Source organism: Psychrobacter sp. (assembly GCF_049295055.1).
GTDB lineage: Bacteria > Pseudomonadota > Gammaproteobacteria > Pseudomonadales > Moraxellaceae > Psychrobacter.
The window spans coordinates 13,997-35,014 of record NZ_JBAQQF010000056.1 but is presented as its reverse complement, the minus strand read 5'-3'; the positions used below and the strand labels follow the sequence as shown (position 1 = coordinate 35,014).

At 42.6% G+C, this 21,018-nt stretch carries 19 protein-coding genes; 7 read left to right on the top strand and 12 right to left on the bottom strand.

The window, feature by feature from the left end; all coding sequences use genetic code 11:
- Positions 1-67: 67 nt before the first annotated feature.
- The 8 genes from hisC to WAZ74_RS08780 form a co-directional block, all read right to left on the bottom strand.
- Positions 68-1,201, bottom strand: a complete 1,134-nt coding sequence (gene hisC, locus WAZ74_RS08815; RefSeq protein WP_422307927.1) for a histidinol-phosphate transaminase — start codon at positions 1,199-1,201, stop codon at positions 68-70.
- Between the two features lie 90 nt (positions 1,202-1,291).
- Positions 1,292-2,587 carry a histidinol dehydrogenase gene (gene hisD / locus WAZ74_RS08810; protein WP_422307926.1) on the bottom strand — a complete coding sequence of 432 codons (1,296 nt, stop codon included), beginning with the start codon at positions 2,585-2,587 and terminating at the stop codon, positions 1,292-1,294.
- Between the two features lie 272 nt (positions 2,588-2,859).
- The gene (gene hisG / locus WAZ74_RS08805; protein ID WP_422307925.1) at positions 2,860-3,552 is read right to left on the bottom strand and encodes an ATP phosphoribosyltransferase; all 693 of its coding nucleotides are present in this window, start codon (positions 3,550-3,552) and stop codon (positions 2,860-2,862) included.
- Positions 3,553-3,676: 124 nt separating this feature from the next.
- A complete protein-coding gene (gene murA / locus WAZ74_RS08800; RefSeq protein WP_422307924.1) occupies positions 3,677-4,945 on the bottom strand; it encodes a UDP-N-acetylglucosamine 1-carboxyvinyltransferase in 1,269 nt (422 codons plus the stop codon).
- Positions 4,946-5,052: 107 nt separating this feature from the next.
- Complete coding sequence (locus WAZ74_RS08795) at positions 5,053-5,304, bottom strand: BolA family protein (protein WP_318779297.1); 252 nt, start codon at positions 5,302-5,304, stop codon at positions 5,053-5,055.
- A 188-nt stretch (positions 5,305-5,492) separates the two neighbouring features.
- On the bottom strand, positions 5,493-6,443 hold the full coding sequence (locus WAZ74_RS08790; RefSeq protein WP_422307923.1) for an alpha/beta hydrolase: 951 nt from the start codon (positions 6,441-6,443) through the stop codon (positions 5,493-5,495).
- Positions 6,444-6,887: 444 nt separating this feature from the next.
- Complete coding sequence (locus WAZ74_RS08785) at positions 6,888-7,724, bottom strand: BON domain-containing protein (RefSeq protein ID WP_422307921.1); 837 nt, start codon at positions 7,722-7,724, stop codon at positions 6,888-6,890.
- Positions 7,725-8,016: 292 nt separating this feature from the next.
- On the bottom strand, positions 8,017-8,526 hold the full coding sequence (locus WAZ74_RS08780; protein ID WP_422307919.1) for a YraN family protein: 510 nt from the start codon (positions 8,524-8,526) through the stop codon (positions 8,017-8,019).
- 187 nt (positions 8,527-8,713) lie between these two features.
- Here WAZ74_RS08780 and rsmI point away from each other — a divergent pair, with 187 nt between their 5' ends.
- Positions 8,714-9,673, top strand: a complete 960-nt coding sequence (rsmI, locus tag WAZ74_RS08775) for a 16S rRNA (cytidine(1402)-2'-O)-methyltransferase (RefSeq protein ID WP_422307917.1) — start codon at positions 8,714-8,716, stop codon at positions 9,671-9,673.
- Between the two features lie 54 nt (positions 9,674-9,727).
- Positions 9,728-10,747, top strand: coding sequence for an adenosine kinase (locus WAZ74_RS08770; protein ID WP_422307915.1), 1,020 nt, complete (start codon positions 9,728-9,730; stop codon positions 10,745-10,747).
- A gap of 265 nt (positions 10,748-11,012) precedes the next feature.
- Here the strand turns inward: WAZ74_RS08770 and WAZ74_RS08765 are convergent, their stop codons facing one another.
- Together WAZ74_RS08765 and nfuA are read right to left on the bottom strand one after the other, a co-directional pair.
- Entirely contained in the window at positions 11,013-12,323 is a 1,311-nt protein-coding gene (locus WAZ74_RS08765) for an O-acetylhomoserine aminocarboxypropyltransferase/cysteine synthase family protein (RefSeq protein ID WP_422307913.1), read from the bottom strand.
- 314 nt (positions 12,324-12,637) lie between these two features.
- Positions 12,638-13,312, bottom strand: a complete 675-nt coding sequence (gene nfuA, locus WAZ74_RS08760) for a Fe-S biogenesis protein NfuA (RefSeq protein ID WP_422307911.1) — start codon at positions 13,310-13,312, stop codon at positions 12,638-12,640.
- A gap of 652 nt (positions 13,313-13,964) precedes the next feature.
- On the opposite strand from nfuA, the gene WAZ74_RS08755 reads away from it, so the two are divergent.
- From WAZ74_RS08755 to WAZ74_RS08740, 4 genes are all read left to right on the top strand, one after another.
- Positions 13,965-14,927, top strand: coding sequence for an alpha/beta fold hydrolase (locus tag WAZ74_RS08755; RefSeq protein ID WP_422307909.1), 963 nt, complete (start codon positions 13,965-13,967; stop codon positions 14,925-14,927).
- Between the two features lie 177 nt (positions 14,928-15,104).
- On the top strand, positions 15,105-16,214 hold the full coding sequence (locus WAZ74_RS08750; protein WP_422307907.1) for a bifunctional nicotinamide-nucleotide adenylyltransferase/Nudix hydroxylase: 1,110 nt from the start codon (positions 15,105-15,107) through the stop codon (positions 16,212-16,214).
- Positions 16,215-16,501: 287 nt separating this feature from the next.
- A complete protein-coding gene (locus WAZ74_RS08745) occupies positions 16,502-17,899 on the top strand; it encodes a nicotinate phosphoribosyltransferase (RefSeq protein ID WP_422307906.1) in 1,398 nt (465 codons plus the stop codon).
- Positions 17,893-18,759: an SGNH/GDSL hydrolase family protein gene (locus tag WAZ74_RS08740; protein WP_422307904.1), complete on the top strand. Its 867-nt coding sequence runs from the start codon at positions 17,893-17,895 to the stop codon at positions 18,757-18,759. The genes WAZ74_RS08745 and WAZ74_RS08740 overlap by 7 nt, the downstream gene beginning before the upstream one ends.
- Before the next feature lie 132 nt (positions 18,760-18,891).
- On the opposite strand, the gene WAZ74_RS08735 is transcribed toward WAZ74_RS08740, so the two are convergent.
- On the bottom strand, positions 18,892-19,179 hold the full coding sequence (locus WAZ74_RS08735) for a type B 50S ribosomal protein L31 (RefSeq protein WP_422307934.1): 288 nt from the start codon (positions 19,177-19,179) through the stop codon (positions 18,892-18,894).
- 459 nt (positions 19,180-19,638) lie between these two features.
- On the opposite strand from WAZ74_RS08735, the gene WAZ74_RS08730 reads away from it, so the two are divergent.
- Positions 19,639-20,259, top strand: coding sequence for a YceI family protein (locus tag WAZ74_RS08730; protein ID WP_422307902.1), 621 nt, complete (start codon positions 19,639-19,641; stop codon positions 20,257-20,259).
- Between the two features lie 216 nt (positions 20,260-20,475).
- Here the strand turns inward: WAZ74_RS08730 and WAZ74_RS08725 are convergent, their stop codons facing one another.
- Positions 20,476-20,910, bottom strand: coding sequence for a hypothetical protein (locus WAZ74_RS08725; protein WP_422307900.1), 435 nt, complete (start codon positions 20,908-20,910; stop codon positions 20,476-20,478).
- Between the last annotated feature and the right edge of the window lie 108 nt (positions 20,911-21,018).

The window sequence follows — 21,018 nt, the reverse complement described above, 5'->3', positions numbered from 1 at the left end:
ATATTAGCAGGCTCTTTTTATTGCTTATAAATATCGTTTCATTTCAATATTAAAGTCAAGCTCAGTATCAGTTAGCTTCGACATCCGTAACTGCTTGCAGCGCTTTTAATGCGTGAATCAAGCGCTCATGCTGTGCTGCCGTACCAATAGTAATACGCAAATACTCCTGCACACGGGGTTTATCAAAATGACGCACAATAATACCCTGCTCACGTAACGCATTCGCCACTGTCATGGCATCACCGTCATTTGGACGAGCAAATACAAAGTTGGCATGCGATGGTAGAACGTCATAGCCCAGTGCCGTCAGCTCTGCCGTCAACGATGTACGTAAATCAATCACTTGCTGGCAGGTTTGCTCAAAATACTCGTGATCCAACACGCTAGCGGTAGCGCCAGCTTGAGCCAACTTATCTAATGGATAGCTATTAAAGCTATTTTTCATACGGGTCAGTGCCTCGATTAGTGAAGCATTACCGAATGCCATGCCGACTCGTAATCCAGCAAGCGAGCGCGACTTTGAAAAGGTTTGCGTAACCAGTAAATTATCAAAGTCATTAATAAGACTGACGGCTGAAACCTGTGAGTTTGAGCTGCCTTCTTCTATTTCAGCAAAATCAATATACGCTTCATCAATCACAATCACTGAGTTAGAGTGCTCATCGGCAAGCTTACGAATATCAGCAAGCGATAATAATAAACCGGTTGGGGCATTAGGATTGGCAATGATGATACCGCTACAAGGCTGGCGATAATCATCAGGGTCGATATTAAAATCATCACCAAGCGCAATTTGTACCAGCTCTATACCAAAGGTAGTAGCATAAACTGGATAGAAGCTATAGCTGATATCAGGCGCTAAAACAGGGCGCTCTTTTAAGAAAAAGCTGGCAAACACGAGCGCCAATACTTCATCTGAGCCATTCCCAACGAATACTTGATTTATATCAAGGTTATAAAGCGTTGCCAATGCGCCACGTAAATCATCAGATTCAGGTGCTGGATATAAACGCAGGTCGTCCGCTTGCCGCGCTAACACTTTTGTAATTGCTTCAGCGACTTTTGGTGATGGCGGAAATGGGTTTTCATTGGTATTTAATTTGCATAAATTGTCATGCTGGGGCTGCTCGCCAGGGACATAAGGCGATAAATTACGCGCTTTAGATGACCAAAGTCTGGTGTCTACCTTTAACTCACTCATAAGTTATCCTACTATTAGCCACAGAGACTATTAAAAATAAATTTCAACCGTAAATTTTAAAACACCTACTGTTGAAGCAATCAAAAAATATCACTGATAACGATAACGGGCTGAACGCGCATGGGCTTCTAAGTCCTCACGTTGCGCTAAAATATCTGCCGTCTCAGCGAGTGGCTTACTACCAGCCTCACTACAATAAATAATCGATGATTTCTTTTGAAAGTCATAGACACCGAGCGGTGAAGAAAAACGTGCGGTACCAGATGTTGGCAGTACATGATTGGGTCCTGCACAGTAGTCACCAATCGCCTCTGGCGTATGACGACCCATAAAGATAGCGCCCGCGTGACGAATACTATCAAGCAGTGCATCAGGGTCATCGACAGATAACTCTAAATGCTCAGGCGCCACTCGATTAATGACAGCCATACCTTCTGCACGGTCTTTAACCAAGATAAGGGCACCGCGGTTTTTTAAAGAATCACGGGCGATATCGGCTTTTGGTAACTCTGCCAATGCTTTTTCAATCTCAGCCGCGACTTCTTCAAGCTGCTTTTGACTAGTAGTAACAAAAATCGCTTGAGCAATGCGGTCATGCTCTGCTTGTGATAATAAATCCATCGCGAGCCAATCAGCACGGTCTTGCGCCTCGCCTTCTGCATAAACCAACACTTCAGAAGGACCCGCAATCATATCAATGCCAACTTGTCCAAATACGGCACGTTTGGCTGCTGCGACATACTTATTACCCGGACCAGTGATTTTGTCTACTGCTGGAATCGTTTCGGTACCGTATGCCAAGGCAGCCACCGCTTGCGCACCGCCAATAGTAAAGACACGATCGACTTTTGCCAAATGTGCCGCTGCCAATACCAAAGTATTCAGTATGCCTTTTGGCGCTGGCACGACCATAATAACTTCAGCCACGCCAGCCACTTTAGCAGGAATCGCATTCATCAATACAGAAGACGGATAAGACGCCAGACCACCAGGTACATAAATACCGACGCGGTCGAGTGGCGTGACTTTCTGACCTAAGCGATTGCCCAGCTCATCATCATAATGCCATGTCTCTTGTACTTGGCGTTCATGAAACGTCTGTACCCGAGTCGCCGCTGTGATCAACGCTGTTTTTACTTTATCATCAAGATTTATAAAGGCTTCAGCAAGTGCCTCTTTAGATAGCTCTAATGCTTGCATCGTCGTCGCTGGATGCTGATCAAATTGCTGCGTCAACGCTATCAAGACGCTATCGCCACCATTGCGCACTTTAGCAATGATATCATCCACAGTTTTTAGTAAATCAGCATCATTGACCGTTTCAAAAGCAAGCAGTTGTGTCAATTGACTGTCAAAATCGGCATCTTGAGTACTTAATTGGCGCATGACTTTATCCTATATTTAAACATGGAATACTGCTGTGAAAAACAAAAGTTTTAGCATAGATAAAAAATAAATGAGAAATTATAAGAGCTTATATATCAGGGTGTTTATAGTTATCTGACTAAGATTATACTAAGCTTTTATTATCTGGCAAGCGAATACAATAAAACCAGTTTAGCACGCTATATCTACTCTAGAGCGCTAAACTGGTTTAAAATTTTGTATAACAATGCTTTATATTACCAATGATTGATAGCATTTTATAAGAGGATAATTTATGAATTGCTGGCAATGCTGTCTTTAAAGCTATTTAAAATAGGCTCAAGGAGTACAAATTTACGCTTATAGCTGACTTGATTGACGATAAGACGAGAGGATACATCACAGATATGGTCGCGTGCTTCAAGCCCATTGGCGCGTAATGTATTACCAGTATCGACTACGTCAACAATCAAATCACCTAAACCAACCAATGGCGCAAGCTCCATTGAGCCATACAGCTTAATCACGTCTACTTGCTGACCTTGACTGGCAAAATAAGCGCGGGCAACGTTGACGTATTTAGTAGCAATACGCAGACGACGGTTCGGCAATGGCGCATCTTTCACGCCAGCAGTCATTAGCTTACATTGGGCAATTTTTAGATCCAATAACTCATAAACATGATTGGCACCATGCTCGAGCAATACGTCTTTACCAGCCACACCAAAATCAGCTGCGCCATGTTCTACATAAGTAGGCACGTCACTAGCACGTAAGATTAATACGCGGACATTAGGATTTGAGGTTGGAAAAATAAGCTTGCGCGATGCTTCAGGGTCTTCTAGTAATTCAACGCCAGCGGCGCGTAGCAACGGCATCGTTTCTTCTAAAATGCGCCCTTTAGATAAAGCCAATGTTAAACCTGTAAATTCATCATTCACTTCATTTAATAAGCTATCAGTTGCTTGATCGTTTTGCTCAGTCATAATGGCGTCGTGTCCATGTACGGTTGATGTCCCTCTATTTATAAGAGGGATTATTCATTTAGAATAAGAAACTTAAAATTAAGAAACTTAAAATTGAGAAACTTAGCATTTAGCTATTAATACGCTAATCGTTGGTATTGATACGTTCAATATTCACACCCAAGGCACGTAATTTTTCTTCAACATGCTCATAGCCACGATCGATATGATAAATACGGTCAATTAAGCTTTCGCCTTCAGCAGCAGCAGCTGCCATCACCAATGACATCGAAGCGCGCAAATCGGTCGCCATCACCGGCGCAGCAGTAAAGCACTCAACACCTTTAACCACGGCAGTATGACCATCTACTTGGATAGATGCGCCTAAGCGGTTAAGCTCAGGAACGTGCATATAACGATTTTCAAAGATATTTTCGATGAAAGTACTCGTACCATCAGCCAAGCAAGAAATGGCCATGACTTGAGCTTGCATATCCGTTGGGAAGCCTGGATGGGGCTGAGTACGAATATCAACTGACTTTGGACGACCTTTCATCTGCGCACGAATCCAATCATCACCACTAGTAATAATCGCACCCATATCTTCAAACTTTTCTAATACAGGTGTTAATAATAGCGCAGAGGTGTTTTTGGTCAATACATCACCGCGCGTCATCAACGCGCCTGCTAAATATGAGCCGGTTTCAATACGATCTGGCACGACTGAATACTCGCAACCATGCAAACGCTCAACGCCTTCGATAGTCATGGTTGCTGTACCAATACCACTGATTTTAGCGCCCATTGCTACTAGCATATTGGCCAAGTCAACCACTTCTGGCTCAAGCGCACAGTTACCTAAAACAGTCGTGCCTTTAGCTAGGGCTGCTGCCATGATAACGTTTTCAGTACCGCCAACAGTCACCATATCAAAAGAGAAATTACAGCCAAGTAGCTTGCCGCCTTTCGGCGCTTGCGCGATCACATAGCCATTTTCTACCGTAATAGTAGCACCCATCGCCTCAAAAGCTTTTAGATGCTGATCAACAGGACGCGAACCAATCGCACAGCCGCCCGGCAAAGACACTTCTGCCTCGCCAAAACGTGCCAGCAATGGCCCTAGTACTAAAATTGATGCGCGCATGGTTTTGACCAAATCGTACGGCGCATAAAAATTGTCGATATTTTTGGTGTCGCACGTGACCGTATCGTCCTGCTTTTGGATATTGATACCCATGCCACCGATCAACTCAATCAAGGTACGCACATCTTGCAACGATGGTACATTATGCAATGTCGTTGGCGTCTCGGCCAATATCATGGCTGCAAGTAACGGCAACGCGGCATTTTTGGCGCCTGAGATATTAACTTCCCCTGCGATACGACTACTACCAGTGATTAAAAATTGATCCATAAAGGTGACAACCTAACGATAAGTATAAAAAATGGTGAAAAACCAGATAGTATAAAACTGGCAACAATAATTGCCAGCGGTATAAAATCTAGTTCAAAGAAAATATCTTAGCCTTGTGATTGAACTTCCCACTCAGCAGGCGTTAAAGCTTGAATATTGAGCGCGTGAATATCGCCACTGGCAATCTTGTCATTTACTAGAGCATAAACGGCTTGCTGACGCTGAACGGCGCGTTTGCCCTCAAAGCTGGCATCAACCACGCGTACATCAAACTTAGTCCCTTGATTAGCAGCTTGAATAAAAGCATCCGGAAAGTGAGTTTGTAAAAATGCAATCAAATCGTCAGCGTTCATGCTCATAGAATATTCTGCCTTAAGGTTTAAAATAGGGTATACAGTTAAAGTGACGACATTATAACAAGAGTTTGCCTATCTTACAGTACTGTCTTACGCAACTGCGCCTAAGCATTAATGACAGCATGAGCGGCTGAACAATGAGTTGATGCTTGTACGCATAACAGCTCATTGATATATGGAGCCCACGCTAATTATTTAAGCGTTTTGTCTAAGTAGCTCACGACTTGCGCACGTACGTCATTGACCCAACGTAATGGCGGCGCCATCGCCCCAATGCTAGTAGCATGACTGGCACCTGCAATTTCACCCGTTTGCACGGTAACACCAGCTTCTTGCAATGCTTTGGTCATCTTAATAGTATTAGTAGGGTACACCACTTTATCTTTTTCGGCAGTCAGTAATAAATACGGTGGTTGCTCGCCTTTGATTTGTCGGTCTGGCATCACTTCATCTGGTGTGGCATCGGCCGCAAAAGCCGTCACGCTATCAAATTTGCGGAAATCATAGCTATAAGGGCCAGCAATACCAACCACCGTCTTGATATCTTTTGGCTTAATTCCGTAAGGTGCTAAAAAATCCTCGTTAGCGACGGCAGCAACCGCATTAAATGCGCCAGAAGAATGCCCAACGACTGCTAGGCGTTTTGGGTCAGCATGAAAGCGCTCCGCATTCTTATAGCTCCACGCAATCGCTTGTGCTGTATCCTCAACGTAATCAGGGTATACATGCGCAGGGGCTTTACGATAATTAATCACTGCGGTGACATAGCCTGCTTGAGCCAAACTTTGGCCGACAAACGCATATTCTTCTTTATTACCGTTTTCCCAAGAGCCGCCATGCACGAACACCACCATCGGGTAATTTTGTTGGATAGTGGTTTGCGCCTTCATCGCTTGCGCTAAGGGTTTAGGATAGTAAATATCCAAATCTTGTGACGGCTCGTCGCCATATAAGATATCTTTACTGACCCCAACACCGCCACTCGAAGTGATACCATTGACGACAGCAAGCGCTGAGAAAGCTTGTGCTTGCTGTGTTGCTAGGGCAATGCCACCGACTGCCAATACCGCAGTAACCCCTGCGCTGATGATTTTTGGCGTAATTGCTTTGGTTCGCTGTGCATCCTTACTTAAAATCTTCATAGCAGTATCCCTATTATATGTCAGTCAGTCATTATCGTTCCGCTAATATCATTCAATCAACGATAGTGCCATGACTGTTTGTTATTTTATATATAGCATCTTATCTGGTCTTTACTGCTCATATATTTTTACTGTTCATATCTTACGGGCTAACTGCGGATTTATCGTGCTTTTACTGTTATGAATATTTAGGCTTATTGTGAGTATCGTTTTGACGGTTTGAGACGTCTAAAAAACAAGATCAGCTATCACAATTTTAAAATAAAAAGGTGCGATTATAATGATGTTCTGCTGGTAAAAAGTACAGCTAATGCAAAATTTTCTCCCCTGCTATGTACTTTACAAAACAGAAGTTTCGAAAGTTTCATACCAGCAATACTGTATTTTTAAAGTAAATCGACTATAACTTAGTAGACTATAATTGATAGGTATTAGGCAGTCTACTTACTGGTCTTTATAAAGGTCAATATAGGGGCTCGATGAAGGTTCGTTAACAGGCGTTCCCTCTTCTGTAATAACAATCGGAGTGGCATTAATAACAGTATCAGGCGCTACCGAACTATTGACCTCAACGGCTACTCTATTATTAGCAATTGGCCCTTTGGTAGGATTGGCTAAATTATCCTCATACATAATGTCATCGCTACCAAGCTTTATACCTCTATCATCGACAACGGTGGTCAGTAGCACCAATTCTGTGATACCAACAGTGCTGTTAGCGATATCAATCAAATAGCTTTGTTGCGTCGGTGTCATACGACCCATGATGTAAACTACGCCATTATTAGTCACTGCTTTTATCTGTGAGGCTTTAACACCATTAGCGGTGGCTGTTTTTGCCATTAGCTTCGATGTGATATAGCCGTCATGAACGGTTTGGCTATAGCCTTTTGAAGCACCAACCGTCAGCTCATTGTATACTTGGCGCACGTCTGGCATAGAGCCAACGACTTTTCCGATTTCGGTTTTGACTGCCTCAGTCGGTACTTCGCCAGTGAGCAATACGGTACTATTAAAGCTATCAATACTCATGCGGCTGGTTTGCTGCAAATTTTCCTGCAAACCATACACGTTAATCTTGACAGTATGCTCAATGCTGCGATCGAGCAGACGCTGCGGAATGGTGCGCTCGGTCATCGGCACGCCATAATTGCCTTCGGTACTATTGGTCAAATAGTTGGTGGTACAGCCAGTCGCCATAACGCTGGACATTAGTATCATACCAATCGCGGTACGGCGTGATGAGCCAAAAATAGCAGTGCGCAAATACATCCGTGTCATGATTTACCTCTTAGAACAGGGTTGATAATAATTGAACAATTGATAGTAACGATGTAAAAGTAGTGATATAAATTTGATTCAATGAATCACTTTGAATGCAGCTACTTTACTTAATTTTTATAGTAGACGGTTAGGTTTTTAGTAAATATAGTTTGATACAGCCATTAATCTGTTATCAAATTAGAATGACTTTAAAACAAGTATCTTTCAAGTAAGTAGTTTTAAAGTAAGTATCTTTCAGGTCAGTAGCTTTAAATCAAGCAATCTGAAAATAAACAAACACAAACCTTTACTACCAAGCTGCCGTTATAAAAGCACCTTGTAGCCATTCAGGTTGCTCATTTTTTAAGTGAGTCTTTGATGGGTTAGCTATCTCATTTTTATGGTTATTATTGTCGATAGTATTGTAGGCTATCACATCAAATCGGCATTCATAATCATTATATTTAGGATATTGCTGTAAAAAATAGCGCGCTGCTTTGATAATTTTACGTTGTTTACTCGCAGTCACGCTGAGCGCCGCATCCCCAAATTCTGAACGTTTCCTTTGACGCACTTCAACAAATACCAGTGTCGACCACGCCTGCCCTTTTTCTAACATGACTAAATCCAGCTCGCCTACTTTTGGCTGCTGCCAATTTTGCGCAATTAATATTAACCCTTGCGCTTGTAAAAACTCGCAGGCCTGTTGCTCAAAACGGCTGCCTTGGCGCTGCTTTGGCGAGGTTAGCGTCAAAGGTTTATCATTCACCATTACGTCTATTAGCCTACTTAACATTTCAGAATTATCATAGCACAACATGCTAAACTAACCACCTTTGCTTGCTTCTGTGCGTGCTTATGTTGATTTAATCATTCACTCTTTGTATGAGCGATACTTTTTTTATAAGCGATATATGAGAGATATTTTATCAATTATTGTGCTGTATGCAATTATCTACCTATTTCCATCCCCTTTTTATCTATCAAATTAATGACCCGAGGTTTTCATGTCTAGCCCTACCGCGATGCCAGCTTGTCTATATATCGTTGCCACGCCGATTGGCAATATGAGCGACATGACGCCGCATGCGATTGATGTCTTAAAGCAGGTCGCCATCATTGCCTGTGAGGATACGCGCACCTCAGGTAAGCTATTGTCACATTTTGGCATCAACACCAAAGGTAATAAGGATGATGATAGCGAAGAGGTAACGGTACACAATAATAAAAATGATATCGAAAATGACTCTGATAGCACAGCTAAACAAAAAGGACATAATAAGCTTTGGGCTTATCATGAACATAATAGCGCCATTCAAACGCCCAAAATTATTGAGATGATTGAGCAAGGTCATTCGGTTGCTTTAATTAGTGATGCTGGTACGCCACTCATCAGTGACCCTGGTTACCAATTGGTACAGGCAGCCCATGCTGCAGGCGTTCGAGTGTCCCCTATCATTGGCGCCTCCGCTGCCATCGCTGCGCTGTCAGTTGCAGGTCTGCCCTCAGATCGCTTTAGCTTTATTGGTTTTTTACCAGCAAAAACCCATGGTCGCCAAAAACAACTCTCTGCTCTAAATACGCGTACTGAAACTTTGATATTTTATGAAGCGCCGCATCGTATCATTACCAGCTTAGAAGATATGGCAGAGATATTTGGCCCAGAGCGCGAAGTGACGTTTTGTCGTGAATTGACCAAGACTTTTGAGACGGTACATAAGAGTACGCTTGGCGCTTTGGTTGAGTTTGTCAAAGCAGATGACAATCAGCAGCGCGGTGAGATCGTTGTGGTCGTCGCTGGGGTCAAGGTGGCACAAGATGATGACGATATCAGCATCCATGATAAATTATTACAACGCTTGCTAGAAGATTTATCCGTTAAAAAAGCTGCTGCCTTAGGCGCCGATATCACTGGGGTGAAAAAGAACGCCTTATATCAGCGCTTACTTGAGCTACAAGCTGAATAGCTTTTAGATAAAAACAACAGACACATTTATAAATTTATTGAGGAGACATACGCAATGTACAATGTAATGGCGATAGGCAATGCCTTGGTTGACCACGAATATCTGTTGTCAGATGCTGCATTAGAAGAAACTGACTTAACTAAAGGCAATATGACGCTGGCAGGTATTGAAGAGCAACAACAGTTATTAGCTTATTTTAAGCTTGCCGATATTGAACCATCAAAACAAGCCGGTGGTGGCTCAGCGGCCAATGCGATGTATGCTTTTGCAAGTTTAGGCGGTAAACCTTTTTATGCGTGCCGCGTTGGTGATGATAAGCAAGGTGAGTTTTACCTAAAAGACTTGCATGAAGCTGGTGTTGCGACATCGCCACAGTCCATCCATGCAGGTGGTGTGACCGGCTCATGTGTGGTTGCAGTCACCGAAGATGGCGAGCGCACCATGCAAACATTCCTTGGTACTTCAAGCGACATTACCGCTGATAACGTCGACTTTGAAGCGCTAACACAGGCTGATTGGCTATATTTAGAAGGCTATTTAGCCATGTCTGAGGGTATCCAGCCAGCAATGACTCAGTTACGTCAGCAAGCGGGTATTCATAATGCAAAGATTGCGGTGAGCTTTGCCGATCCAGCCGTGGTTAAGTTTGCCAAAGACGGTTTACTTAATATGCTCGGCAACAAAGTCGCGGTGATATTTTGTAATAGCGAAGAAGCAAAATTATTCACCGATAAAAAGCAAGTAAAAGCAGCCGCACGTGCGCTACTTGATTATTGCCAGATTGCCGTCGTGACTGATGGCGCAAAGGGGGCCGTTATCGCTCACAAACCTGATGCAGATTCAGAGGTTGTAGTCCATGATGTTGCTACGCCAGCAGTCACCAACGTTATCGATACCAATGGGGCCGGCGATAACTATTCTGGTGTGTTTTTATACGCATTATCGCAACAATATAGCTTGCCAGAATGTGGTCGTCTTGCCAGCGAAGTAGCCGCACAAGTGATTCAGCAGTTCGGTCCACGTTTAGCGTCGCAAAACTACCAAGAAATTGCAAAACGTGTGTTGTCTGTTTAAGTAGTAAAGCCTAATATTTAGCAGTATTTAGTCTATTAATTTTAAAAAGAATACAGGTTTACTGGTATAAGTTTTTCGCAGTTTCTGTCTAGCGAAGCGCACAGCAAGCGAGAAAAATTGATACCAGCAGAATATTGTGACAATCGTATTTATTTTGAACCGACTATATCTATCTACAGCTTAATGAATAAAAAAAGCCCATATCAAATCGATATGGGCTTTTTATTTTATCAACTAATCTGCTTTTAAAGCAAAGAACTGCAAACTAAGCAGAAGCCAATGCTTGCTCTAAATCTGCTTTGATGTCTTCGATATGTTCAATACCAATCGACAAACGAACCATATCAGTACTCACGCCTGCGTTTTCAAGCTCTTGCTCATTGAGCTGACGATGTGTCGTCGTCGCTGGATGACAAGCCAATGATTTAGCATCACCGATATTGACCAAGCGCGTAATCAGTTGCAGCGCATCAATGAAGCGTGCACCTGCTTCAAGCCCACCTTTTACCCCAAAGGTCAAAATAGCAGATGGCGTACCTTTCATGTATTTTTTGGCAAGCTCATGATCCGGATGATCTGGCAAGCCAGCATATTTTACCCACGCTACTTTATCGTGATCACGCAGATATTCAGCAACGGCTTGCGCATTTTGTACATGACGCTCCATACGTAAGCTTAACGTCTCCATACCTTGCATAATACCAAAAGCATTGAGTGGGCTGAGTGCCGCGCCAGTATTACGAAGAGGCGCAACGCGAGCACGAGCAATAAAGGCAGCAGTGCCAACGTCTTTAACGAAATTTACGCCATGATAGCTAGCATCAGGGGTGTTTAATAACGGGAAGCGCTCAGGGTAATCGCCCCAAGGGAAGGTACCGCTATCGACAATAGCACCACCAATCGAAGTGCCTGTACCGCTCATATATTTGGTCAATGAATGGATAACGATATCAGCACCAAACTCAAACGGACGACATAGCGCAGGCGTCGCAACCGTACTATCAATCACTACTGGTACGCCATACTCGTGAGCGATATCACTAAGCATTTGAATATCTATAATATTACCCAATGGGTTGCCAATACTCTCAGCAAATACCATCTTAGTTTTATCATCGATTAAATCACGAATCGCTTCAGGGTTCTTATAGTCAAAAAAGCGGACTTCGATACCTTGACGCGGCAGCGCATGGGCAAATAAATTATAAGTACCACCATACAAAGTCGAAACTGCGACGATATTATCACCAGCCTCACAGATCGTTTGAATGGCATAAGTGATAGCAGCCATCCCTGATGCAACCGCAAGCGCACCAATACCACCCTCAAGTGCGGCAACGCGTTCTTCTAATACCGCATTGGTCGGGTTCATGATACGGGTATAAATATTACCTGCAACCTTGAGATCAAACAAATCGGCACCGTGCTGGGTATTATCAAAGGCATACGAGCTGGTATGATAAATGGGTACTGCAACTGCTTTAGTGGTCGGTTCAACGCTATAACCAGCGTGAATAGCCAGCGTTTCAAGGCGCTGCTTTTGCTGTGGTTGGTTAGCTGATTGTTCATTACTCATAACGTGCTCCTAAATATAAAGTAAAAAGTTAGTTATCAAAAGTATTAATTATCTAAAATGTCACTAGCAAAACATTGCTATAAGCTACTATAAAAAATGTGCTTTTAGCATCGCTACAAAAACTAAAGACATAAAAAAAGCTGAGTTAATCATAACTCAGCTTCTATATGAATAAAACAGCAAATTTCTTATCGCTTAATGACTAATATTCATAAGTAACCAAACTAATGAGACAGTTAGTAGCAATATTCTAGTAGCCATCTACATTTATCATTTAGCTGCTTTTTGACGGTTACTTAGCATTTATTTAGCGGTTATTTATAGTACGCATTTTCAGTACGCGTATGATCAGTCTCATCAATCACTTGCGTTAGTTCTGGTATTTGCTGTTTCAGCTGTACTTCAACGCCTTGACGCAACGTCATATCAACGGCTGAACAGCCTTGGCAACCGCCGCCGAATTTCAATACCGCAGTCAAGCCAATGCCTTCTTCATCGATCAGCTCAAGTAACTGCACATCACCGCCATGCGCTGCTAAACCTGGATTAATTTCTGACTGTAAAATATAGTTAATCCGCTCTTCAACGCTGGCATCAGCACCCACTTTTGGTACTTTAGAGTTTGGTGCACGGAAGGTCAGCTGACCACCGAAACGGTCTTTATTATAATCAATAACTGCATCTTCTAAATAAGGGACTGACGCCGCTTCAATAAAAGCAGAAAAATTGTCATAGCTGAATTTCAAATCAGCACTGTCTTCTTCGCCCGGCTGATTATAAGCCATACAACACTCAGCACGCGGCGTACCAGGATGCTCAACAAAGATACGTACACCAATACCATCGGTATCTTGCTTGGACAGTAAGTCCGCCAAATAACCTTGGGCGGCCTCAGTGATGGTGATGTTACTTTTAGTCTCAGTTTGCTCAGTATCTAACGCTGACTCATAGTCCGCAGGCGCAGTATCTGTTACGTTATTTTCACTCATAATTATTCCTTATTTATCTGTAGGCGTTATGACACTAAGATATTAGCGCCATATCTATCAAGGCTGCTGTGTCGTTTATTCGGGAAAATATGAAATTGCTGACTCATCGCGATTTATCATTGCTGTTCATTGTATTGCCCTATTCGCGATGGTTATCAAGTAATATCGTCGATTATACCGTACTTAGACCGTAATTCCGACCGCGCTACTGTGATTTAAGCGTATCTTACCGCTGAAGTACACTATTGATTTTCCTGATACATACAGTGTTGGCAATAAAGTCTATGTTAAGGCAGCTACCATTATTATCAAGCATAAATGACAACACACCATCTTAATATTTAAGAATACATTTAATCTTTGTCTGTTAAGTATGAGCTATGCTACAAAAGCCCGATCTGTATTTCATAGCTTTAGTAATAAACGATATAGTCAGTTGAGAATAAAATAGGCACCGCTATAACAAGGTACTATGAGTACAAAGGGTACAAATTTTTCTCGCTTGCGGTGCGACTTCCTTATTCCAGAGGTTTCAAAAAATTCATCCTAGCAGCACTGTATTCTTTTTAAAATGAATCAACTTTAGCAATAATATTAAGTATAAATTAAACGTTTGGACGTATCAGCAGTATATTTATATGAGGCAACCTTGATGCTTACAGAAAGCCTAAACCTAGTGAGCACTAAAGACGGTGAACAGATTGCCGTATGGAAAGTATTTGATAGCCTAAAGGATAGTCCTACAGCTAATAATACGGCTAACGGTCAGAATGTCCTTTTAACTCACGGTACATTTTCGGACAAAAAAGTCTGCTTGGGCATTGCAGGATATCTGGCGAAGCTTGGGCATACTTGCTACATCATGGAATGGCGCGGACACGGTACTAGTTCTATACAAAAGAATAAGTTTAATTTCGAGACCGTCGCTCTCTATGATCTCGATGCCACTTTTCGCTATTTTTTTGATGACTTAAAACTAGATAACTTGCATTGTGTGACTCATAGTGGCGGCGGTATTTGCTTAACAATGTTTTTGATTCAAAAACTTTTGACCCAAGACAAACAGTATATTAATAAAATAAATAGCATCAGTATGTTTGCCTGCCAAGCTTATGGCGCGGCACTGAACCGTAAAAGCCACGCTAAAATTTTACTGACCAAATCAATCACTCGAATGCTTGGCTTCTTGCCCGCAAAACCATTCAAGCTAGGCACCGTTAATGAAAGTTACCATACCATGACTCAGTGGTATGACTGGAACCTGAACAAGAACTTTAAAAGTAGTTTGGCTATGCAAGATAGCAACCGACAGAACATCCAAGCCAGCGACCAAGCCTGCAATGATACAAAAGACTTTGATTATCGCCAGCAGATGTCCAAGATTAAAGCGCCTATCTACGCGATCAGTGCCAAAGGCGATCATTTCATTGCCCCAGACAGTGGTTGTCAGCTGTTTTTAAATGATTTTGACAATCCTGCTAACCACTTTCGCGAATTCTCCATCAGTAATGGTGACTTGGAAAATTATAGCCACAGTCGAATAATCATGAGTCGGAATGCCGCTACAGAGATTTGGCCAACCGTTGCAGCTTGGATTGACAAGCACAGCCACTAGCTTAGCTTAGCCTTGTCTTCTCTCTATCAGGCTCAAAGGTTCAGTGACAATTAAACCTCAGAAAACATCTTTGCACTTGTCAGCAAGTTAGCTGCTGTGTCAGTATTAGCGCCATTGAATAATTTTGAATAAAAAATTGATAGTAATTGATACGTGTATCGCACGGAGTTGGCGTTTATGAGTAGATTATCGGAACATGCCCTAGAGGCAAATCCAGTAGAAAACCAAGCAGCAAGCCCAGCAGAAAGTACGGTTGGTTTAGATGAAAGAGACGCCCAGCATTATCGCTATTTAGTATTTATCGGTCGTTTTCAGCCGTTCCATAGCGGACATAAAGCCGTGATTGACGAGGCATTAAAGCGCGCAGACGATGTGATTATACTTATCGGCTCAGCCAATCTACCGCGTAGCTTACGCAATCCGTTTTCGGTCGCTGAACGCACCGCTATGATTAAAGGCGCTTATTCCACAGATGAGGCAGCACGTATTCACTGCGTGGCGCTCGATGATGCGCTCTATAATGACACGCGTTGGCTAAAATACGTGCAGGCTGGAGTAAGGTCGGTCACTGGTGACTCGCAGAGTAATATCGGCTTAATTGGACACTCTAAAGACAATTCATCCTATTACTTATCACTATTCCCTCACTGGGCATCAATTTCTGTTCCTAGCTATCACAATCTATCGGCCACGCCTATCCGCGACAGTTATCTCATGGGCGCAACCCCTACTCCTGAGCGCACTCCTGAATCAACCCGAAAAATATTAAACGACTTCAAAAAGACAGCCGAATATCAGCAGCTGCATGAAGAAGCCGGCTTTATTGATAAGTATAAAAAACAATGGGAATCTGCTCCTTATCCGCCAACCTTTATGACTGCAGATGCTTTGGTCGTCCAATCAGGGCATATTTTGCTCGTTGAGCGCCGCAGTATGCCAGGGCAAGGATTGTGGGCGCTACCGGGTGGCTTCCTTAATCCAAAAGAAACCCTATTCGATGCCTGTATCCGTGAGCTCCGCGAGGAGACTCGCCTAAAAGTCCCTGAACCCGTATTACGCGGCTCGCGCCACAGTCAACATACCTTTGATGATCCTTATCGCTCTGCGCGCGGTCGTACTATTACCCAAGCATTTTATTTTCAGCTTAAAAATGACCCAAAAGGTTTACCAAAAGTAAAAGGCGGTGACGATGCGGCGCAAGCTTTTTGGTTACCGCTTGCAGAGCTTGATTCTAAAATGATGTTTGAAGATCACTATGCCATTATTATGAAAATGGTTGGCTTGTAAGGTGTTATTCAACTTACTTTTCAATCAATAATTTTTCATTAAAGATTATATAGTTGATCCACTTTTAAAAGAATACAGTGATGCTGGTATGAATTTTTTGTAGCCTCTGTCTGCGCAGGCACAGCAAGCAAGAAAAATTTATTCCAGCAGCACGTTATAATATTTGTACTTCTTTTATTTAGGATTGACTATAGATAAAATGTTATAAATTTTCCTGCCCAAGCCGATAGACGGCAAAGGCTAATCGCCGCAGTCATTGCGGCATCTCAAAGCAGAGGAGTTCTGTGATGTACACTAGCAATCTTAATAATTTAATTCTTAATAGCGACAGCTATAAAACCTCACATTGGGTTCAATACCCAGCTGGCAGCGAATATATGTCCAGCTATGTCGAGGCGCGTGGTGGCGATTACGATGTGGTGTTTTTCGGCTTGCAAGCTTTTATTAAAGAATACCTAAGCACGCCGATTACTCATCAAGATATTGATGAGGCTGAGATACTCATTCACGCCCATGGCTTAACTTTTAATCGTGACGGTTGGGAGCGTTTGGTCGATAAGCATGGTGGTTATATGCCGCTACGTATTGAAGCGGTTCCTGAAGGGACAATCGTGCCGGTATCGAATGTGGTTTGCCAAGTCATTAATACCGACCCTGAATTCTACTGGCTACCGAGCTACATTGAAACGTCCCTATTGCGGGCGATTTGGTATCCATCGACGGTTGCGAGTGTATCACGCTATTGCAAAGGTATTATTCGAGCGGCTCTTGAGAAGTCCGCTGATAACACTGATTCGCTACCCTTTCGCTTGCATGACTTTGGGGCACGTGGCGCGTCTAGCTTGGAGTCGGTATCGTTAGGAAGTTTGGCGCATTTAGTCAACTTCTCCGGTACAGACTCTATGACTGCCTTGGTCGCTGCCAGTCGCTGGTATCAAATGGGCAATGATATGCCCGCATTTTCCATTCCTGCTGCTGAGCATAGCACCATGACCGCATGGGGACGCGAAGGTGAAACTGATGCTTTTGCTAATATGATTAAGCAGTTTGGCGGTGAAGGTAAAGCATTTTCAGTGGTCTCTGATAGCTATGACTTATGGCATGCTATTGATAATATTTGGGGCGATACGTTAAAAGAAGACGTTAAAAATATGGGTGGGACGCTGGTTATCCGGCCAGATAGCGGCGAGCCGACCAAGGTTGTCCGTGAAGCCTTAGAGCGCTTAACAGTGAAGTTTGGTACGACTTTGAATAGTAAAGGCTATAAAGTCTTGCCTGATTATGTGCGTATTATCCAAGGGGATGGTATCGGACCGCAAAGCTTAAGTAAAATTATCGATGTGGTCATGAAAGCTGGCTTTAGCGCCGATAATATCACCTTTGGTATGGGTGGCGGCTTACTGCAACAAGTCAATCGCGACACGATGAGCTGGGCAATGAAAGCGAGCGCCATCTCAATCAATGGTACGTGGAAAGATATCTACAAAGATCCCGTCACTAGCCATTCTAAACGCTCTAAAAAAGGTCGTCTAGCGCTAATAAAAGACAGTAACGGACAATTACAGACTATCAAAGCTGATAATCTGAAAGATAAAAAAAACAATTTACTGCGCGATGTATATGTCGATGGCCAGTTGTTAATTGACGAGAATCTCACCACTATTCGGGAGCGCGCAGGATGGTAGCCTCTAAAATAACATCGAATAAAATTGCCGCGGTCGCAAAGGATGTGCTACTTGCCCCGATATATCTCTATCAAGGTCGCAAAATTAAGCGTGATACCGTGCGTTTGCCTGAGCCAAATGGGGAAAGGCATGGACATGTACAACTAAACGTGCAGCTAAAAAATTCTACCGATACGCCAAAAGACGAGTCCAAGCAAACGCTAAACTTAATGATCGTTGGTGATTCGGCAGCAGCTGGTGTTGGCAGTGAGACGCAGCAAGAAGCGCTAACCGGTAAGCTGATACCAATCTTGGTGCAGCAGCCCGCTATTCATAATCATTTTGATGCGTTGAATTGGTCGTTGCAAGCGACTACTGGACATACTAGCTTTGATATTTTGCGTAGGCTCTATATCCTACCTGCCCCTAGCCAGCCTATTGATGTGATGGTGCTAAGTGTCGGCGTCAATGACACCACCGCTAACGTTTCGCCAGCTAAGTGGCAACAGCAACTTGAACAAATCATTGCGATTGCCCAGCGCAAATTTGGTGTGCGTACACTGATTTTTTCAAGATTGCCACAAATGGCGAAAATGCCTGCACTACCTGTCCCGCTAAATGGTTTTATAGGGGCAAAAGCGAATAAACTTGATCAGATATTACAACAAGTTTGTGCTGAGCATGATGGCGTAACCTACATGGCAACTGATTTTCCGCGGATGATAGCAGAGCATGCGAACGGTACGCCTATCGATATCGCCGTGATGTTTGCCAGTGACGGCTTTCATCCCAGTAGCCTCATGTACGGCTATTGGGCGCAGCAGTTATCAGAGCTGATCATACAGTTGCTGAACCCTTGCAGCGCTGAGCTGAATAGCTGAAAATCATCTAACGCTTAACTCAAAATAAAAAAAACCGCTGAGTGATCAGCGGTTTTTTTATGTTCTTAATACGATAACAGTGCATGCTTGAGATAACGTATCCTCAAAATAATGTCACGCAATACGTATGACTTATTCTGCAGCGTCAGTATCAGTGTCAGCAGCTTTCTTACGACCACCAAATGCGCCGAAACGTTTGTTAAAGCTAGCAACACGGCCTTCAGTAGAAGATTTACGTTGCTCGCCCGTATAGAACGGATGCGATGCACTTGAAATATCAAGTGGGTAATATGGATATTCTGTGCCTTCGTATTCACGAGTGGTCTTGGTTTTAACGGTTGAACGAGTTAAGAAAAACACGTCAGCGTTAGTGTCATGAAACAAAACGTCTTGGTAATTAGGATGGATATCTTTACGCATAATAAACTCTCTATGTCCGATGTATGCTAAGTCATGTTGACGACACATCAAAATAGTCGTCAGACCGCGCATACGTAACTGAGGCACTAAGGGCATCTATCAGTCTGGCAACTGCGTCACTGGCTTATTCCAGCACCCAATACCACACTTCCACTCTCTTAGCCTTTCCCCAGCGGGAAAATCAAAGAGCGATTTTAACGGTTTTTACCTTTTGATGCAAGTATATCGGGACTAGGACGATAACAAAAAAGCCATTTTATTTAATGATAATAGCCTCTAAAAGCGTTTCTTTAGCGCATTGATTAACAGTTTGATTCATCAATAAATCACTTGTAATCAACCACTGTCGTTAAGGTATTATTAATAAAACTACTGACTTTTAATTATTAATACGTTATAAACGACGTATATTATCTATACCATCGCAACTTATAATAAAACCTTATAAAGGAAAATATAATGGCAAACGCTTTAACCACGACCGTAAAAGCTTTATTCATAGCATCGACTCTTACAGCCGCTACATTAGCCAGTGCCGCATTGCCTACCCAATGGCAGCTCGATAACTCACACACTCGTGTTGGTTTTTCTGTGGAGCATTTAGGTTTTTCAACGACAATGGGCCATTTCGATAAAGTTGATGGCACTTTGAATTACAACATGAAAGCGCCTGACAAAACCCAAATGAGTTTCGTCATTGATACAGACAGTATTAATACCGCGTGGGCTGCTCGTGATACACACTTGAAGACTAATGACTTTTTTAATGTTGCTAAGTACCCAACGATGACCTTTAAATCTACCAAAGTAGATTTTATCAATCCGCAACAAGCAAAAGTAACGGGTGACTTTACCTTGCTAGGTCAAACCAAACCACTCACCTTGAATGTGACGTTAAAGAAAATTGGTAATAGCCCGATGACTAAAGAGCCTGTCATTGGCTTCCGCGCGACCGGTAACATCGATCGTACTGCTTATGGTATGACGACCTTTGCTGATGGCATCACGACCAATGTACCTATTCAAATCGATGGCGAATTGGTAGAGAAAAAAGTGATTGCACAGAAAAAAGTAAAATAACTTATAAAATGACTTATAAAGTAACTTATAAAGTAATCTAGACTAATTACTATTAACTTTATAGTTCGTTGAGCATAAAAGAGTCAGCCCTAAAACTGTGCTCTGTTGTTATTGCTATTGCTATTGTTAAAAAATAATCGACTGTCAAAAAAAACCATTAAAAAAAAGCAGCCATTATAATGGCTGCTTTTTTGATGCTGATATCGTGATTAGCTTTTACTTGGTTTTAACGATATGCCAAACGCCAAGCTTATTATCACCATCTTTATCACCAACCTTTGTATCATTCGCATAAAAATATAAAGGTTTGCCATTCATCGCCCACTGGTATTTTCCATCTTCGCGTTGAAATGCCGCAAACTGTCCAGAGGCTTTTGCATTACTAGGTGCCATAAATGCTGGCCAAGCTAGTAGGCAAGCACTACCACACTCTGACTTATTCATAGAGTCTTTGTCAAAAGTGTATAAGGTCATAGAATTGCTTGCATCGACCAACATACCGTTTTTACTCATGACTGGTGCGGTATTTTTATTGGTGGCTTGCACATCATGCATACCAGAATCGTCATTGCCAAACATGTTGTTTAACGTTGAACAACCACTTAGCGCTAAGACCCCTGAGAGTGCAGATAACATAAGAATACGTTTCATAATAACTTCCTTGTCATTGTTGTCATACATTTTTATTGGATTTTATTGTCGTCTTACCATTTAGGCAATAATAAGACAAAAGGCTTAAATCTGATTTAAAGCACTTTT

What these genes read in the sequence shown, in the direction of transcription:
- hisC (WP_422307927.1), bottom strand. Translation starts at nt 1,201, where the DNA reads ATGAGTGAGTTAAAGGTAGACACCAGACTTTGGTCATCTAAAGCGCGT.
- hisD (WP_422307926.1), bottom strand. Translation starts at nt 2,587, where the DNA reads ATGCGCCAATTAAGTACTCAAGATGCCGATTTTGACAGTCAATTGACA.
- hisG (WP_422307925.1), bottom strand. Translation starts at nt 3,552, where the DNA reads ATGACTGAGCAAAACGATCAAGCAACTGATAGCTTATTAAATGAAGTG.
- murA (WP_422307924.1), bottom strand. Translation starts at nt 4,945, where the DNA reads ATGGATCAATTTTTAATCACTGGTAGTAGTCGTATCGCAGGGGAAGTT.
- WAZ74_RS08795 (WP_318779297.1), bottom strand. Translation starts at nt 5,304, where the DNA reads ATGAGCATGAACGCTGACGATTTGATTGCATTTTTACAAACTCACTTT.
- WAZ74_RS08790 (WP_422307923.1), bottom strand. Translation starts at nt 6,443, where the DNA reads ATGAAGATTTTAAGTAAGGATGCACAGCGAACCAAAGCAATTACGCCA.
- WAZ74_RS08785 (WP_422307921.1), bottom strand. Translation starts at nt 7,724, where the DNA reads ATGACACGGATGTATTTGCGCACTGCTATTTTTGGCTCATCACGCCGT.
- WAZ74_RS08780 (WP_422307919.1), bottom strand. Translation starts at nt 8,526, where the DNA reads ATGTTGTGCTATGATAATTCTGAAATGTTAAGTAGGCTAATAGACGTA.
- rsmI (WP_422307917.1), top strand. Translation starts at nt 8,714, where the DNA reads ATGTCTAGCCCTACCGCGATGCCAGCTTGTCTATATATCGTTGCCACG.
- WAZ74_RS08770 (WP_422307915.1), top strand. Translation starts at nt 9,728, where the DNA reads ATGTACAATGTAATGGCGATAGGCAATGCCTTGGTTGACCACGAATAT.
- WAZ74_RS08765 (WP_422307913.1), bottom strand. Translation starts at nt 12,323, where the DNA reads ATGAGTAATGAACAATCAGCTAACCAACCACAGCAAAAGCAGCGCCTT.
- nfuA (WP_422307911.1), bottom strand. Translation starts at nt 13,312, where the DNA reads ATGAGTGAAAATAACGTAACAGATACTGCGCCTGCGGACTATGAGTCA.
- WAZ74_RS08755 (WP_422307909.1), top strand. Translation starts at nt 13,965, where the DNA reads ATGCTTACAGAAAGCCTAAACCTAGTGAGCACTAAAGACGGTGAACAG.
- WAZ74_RS08750 (WP_422307907.1), top strand. Translation starts at nt 15,105, where the DNA reads ATGAGTAGATTATCGGAACATGCCCTAGAGGCAAATCCAGTAGAAAAC.
- WAZ74_RS08745 (WP_422307906.1), top strand. Translation starts at nt 16,502, where the DNA reads ATGTACACTAGCAATCTTAATAATTTAATTCTTAATAGCGACAGCTAT.
- WAZ74_RS08740 (WP_422307904.1), top strand. Translation starts at nt 17,893, where the DNA reads ATGGTAGCCTCTAAAATAACATCGAATAAAATTGCCGCGGTCGCAAAG.
- WAZ74_RS08735 (WP_422307934.1), bottom strand. Translation starts at nt 19,179, where the DNA reads ATGCGTAAAGATATCCATCCTAATTACCAAGACGTTTTGTTTCATGAC.
- WAZ74_RS08730 (WP_422307902.1), top strand. Translation starts at nt 19,639, where the DNA reads ATGGCAAACGCTTTAACCACGACCGTAAAAGCTTTATTCATAGCATCG.
- WAZ74_RS08725 (WP_422307900.1), bottom strand. Translation starts at nt 20,910, where the DNA reads ATGAAACGTATTCTTATGTTATCTGCACTCTCAGGGGTCTTAGCGCTA.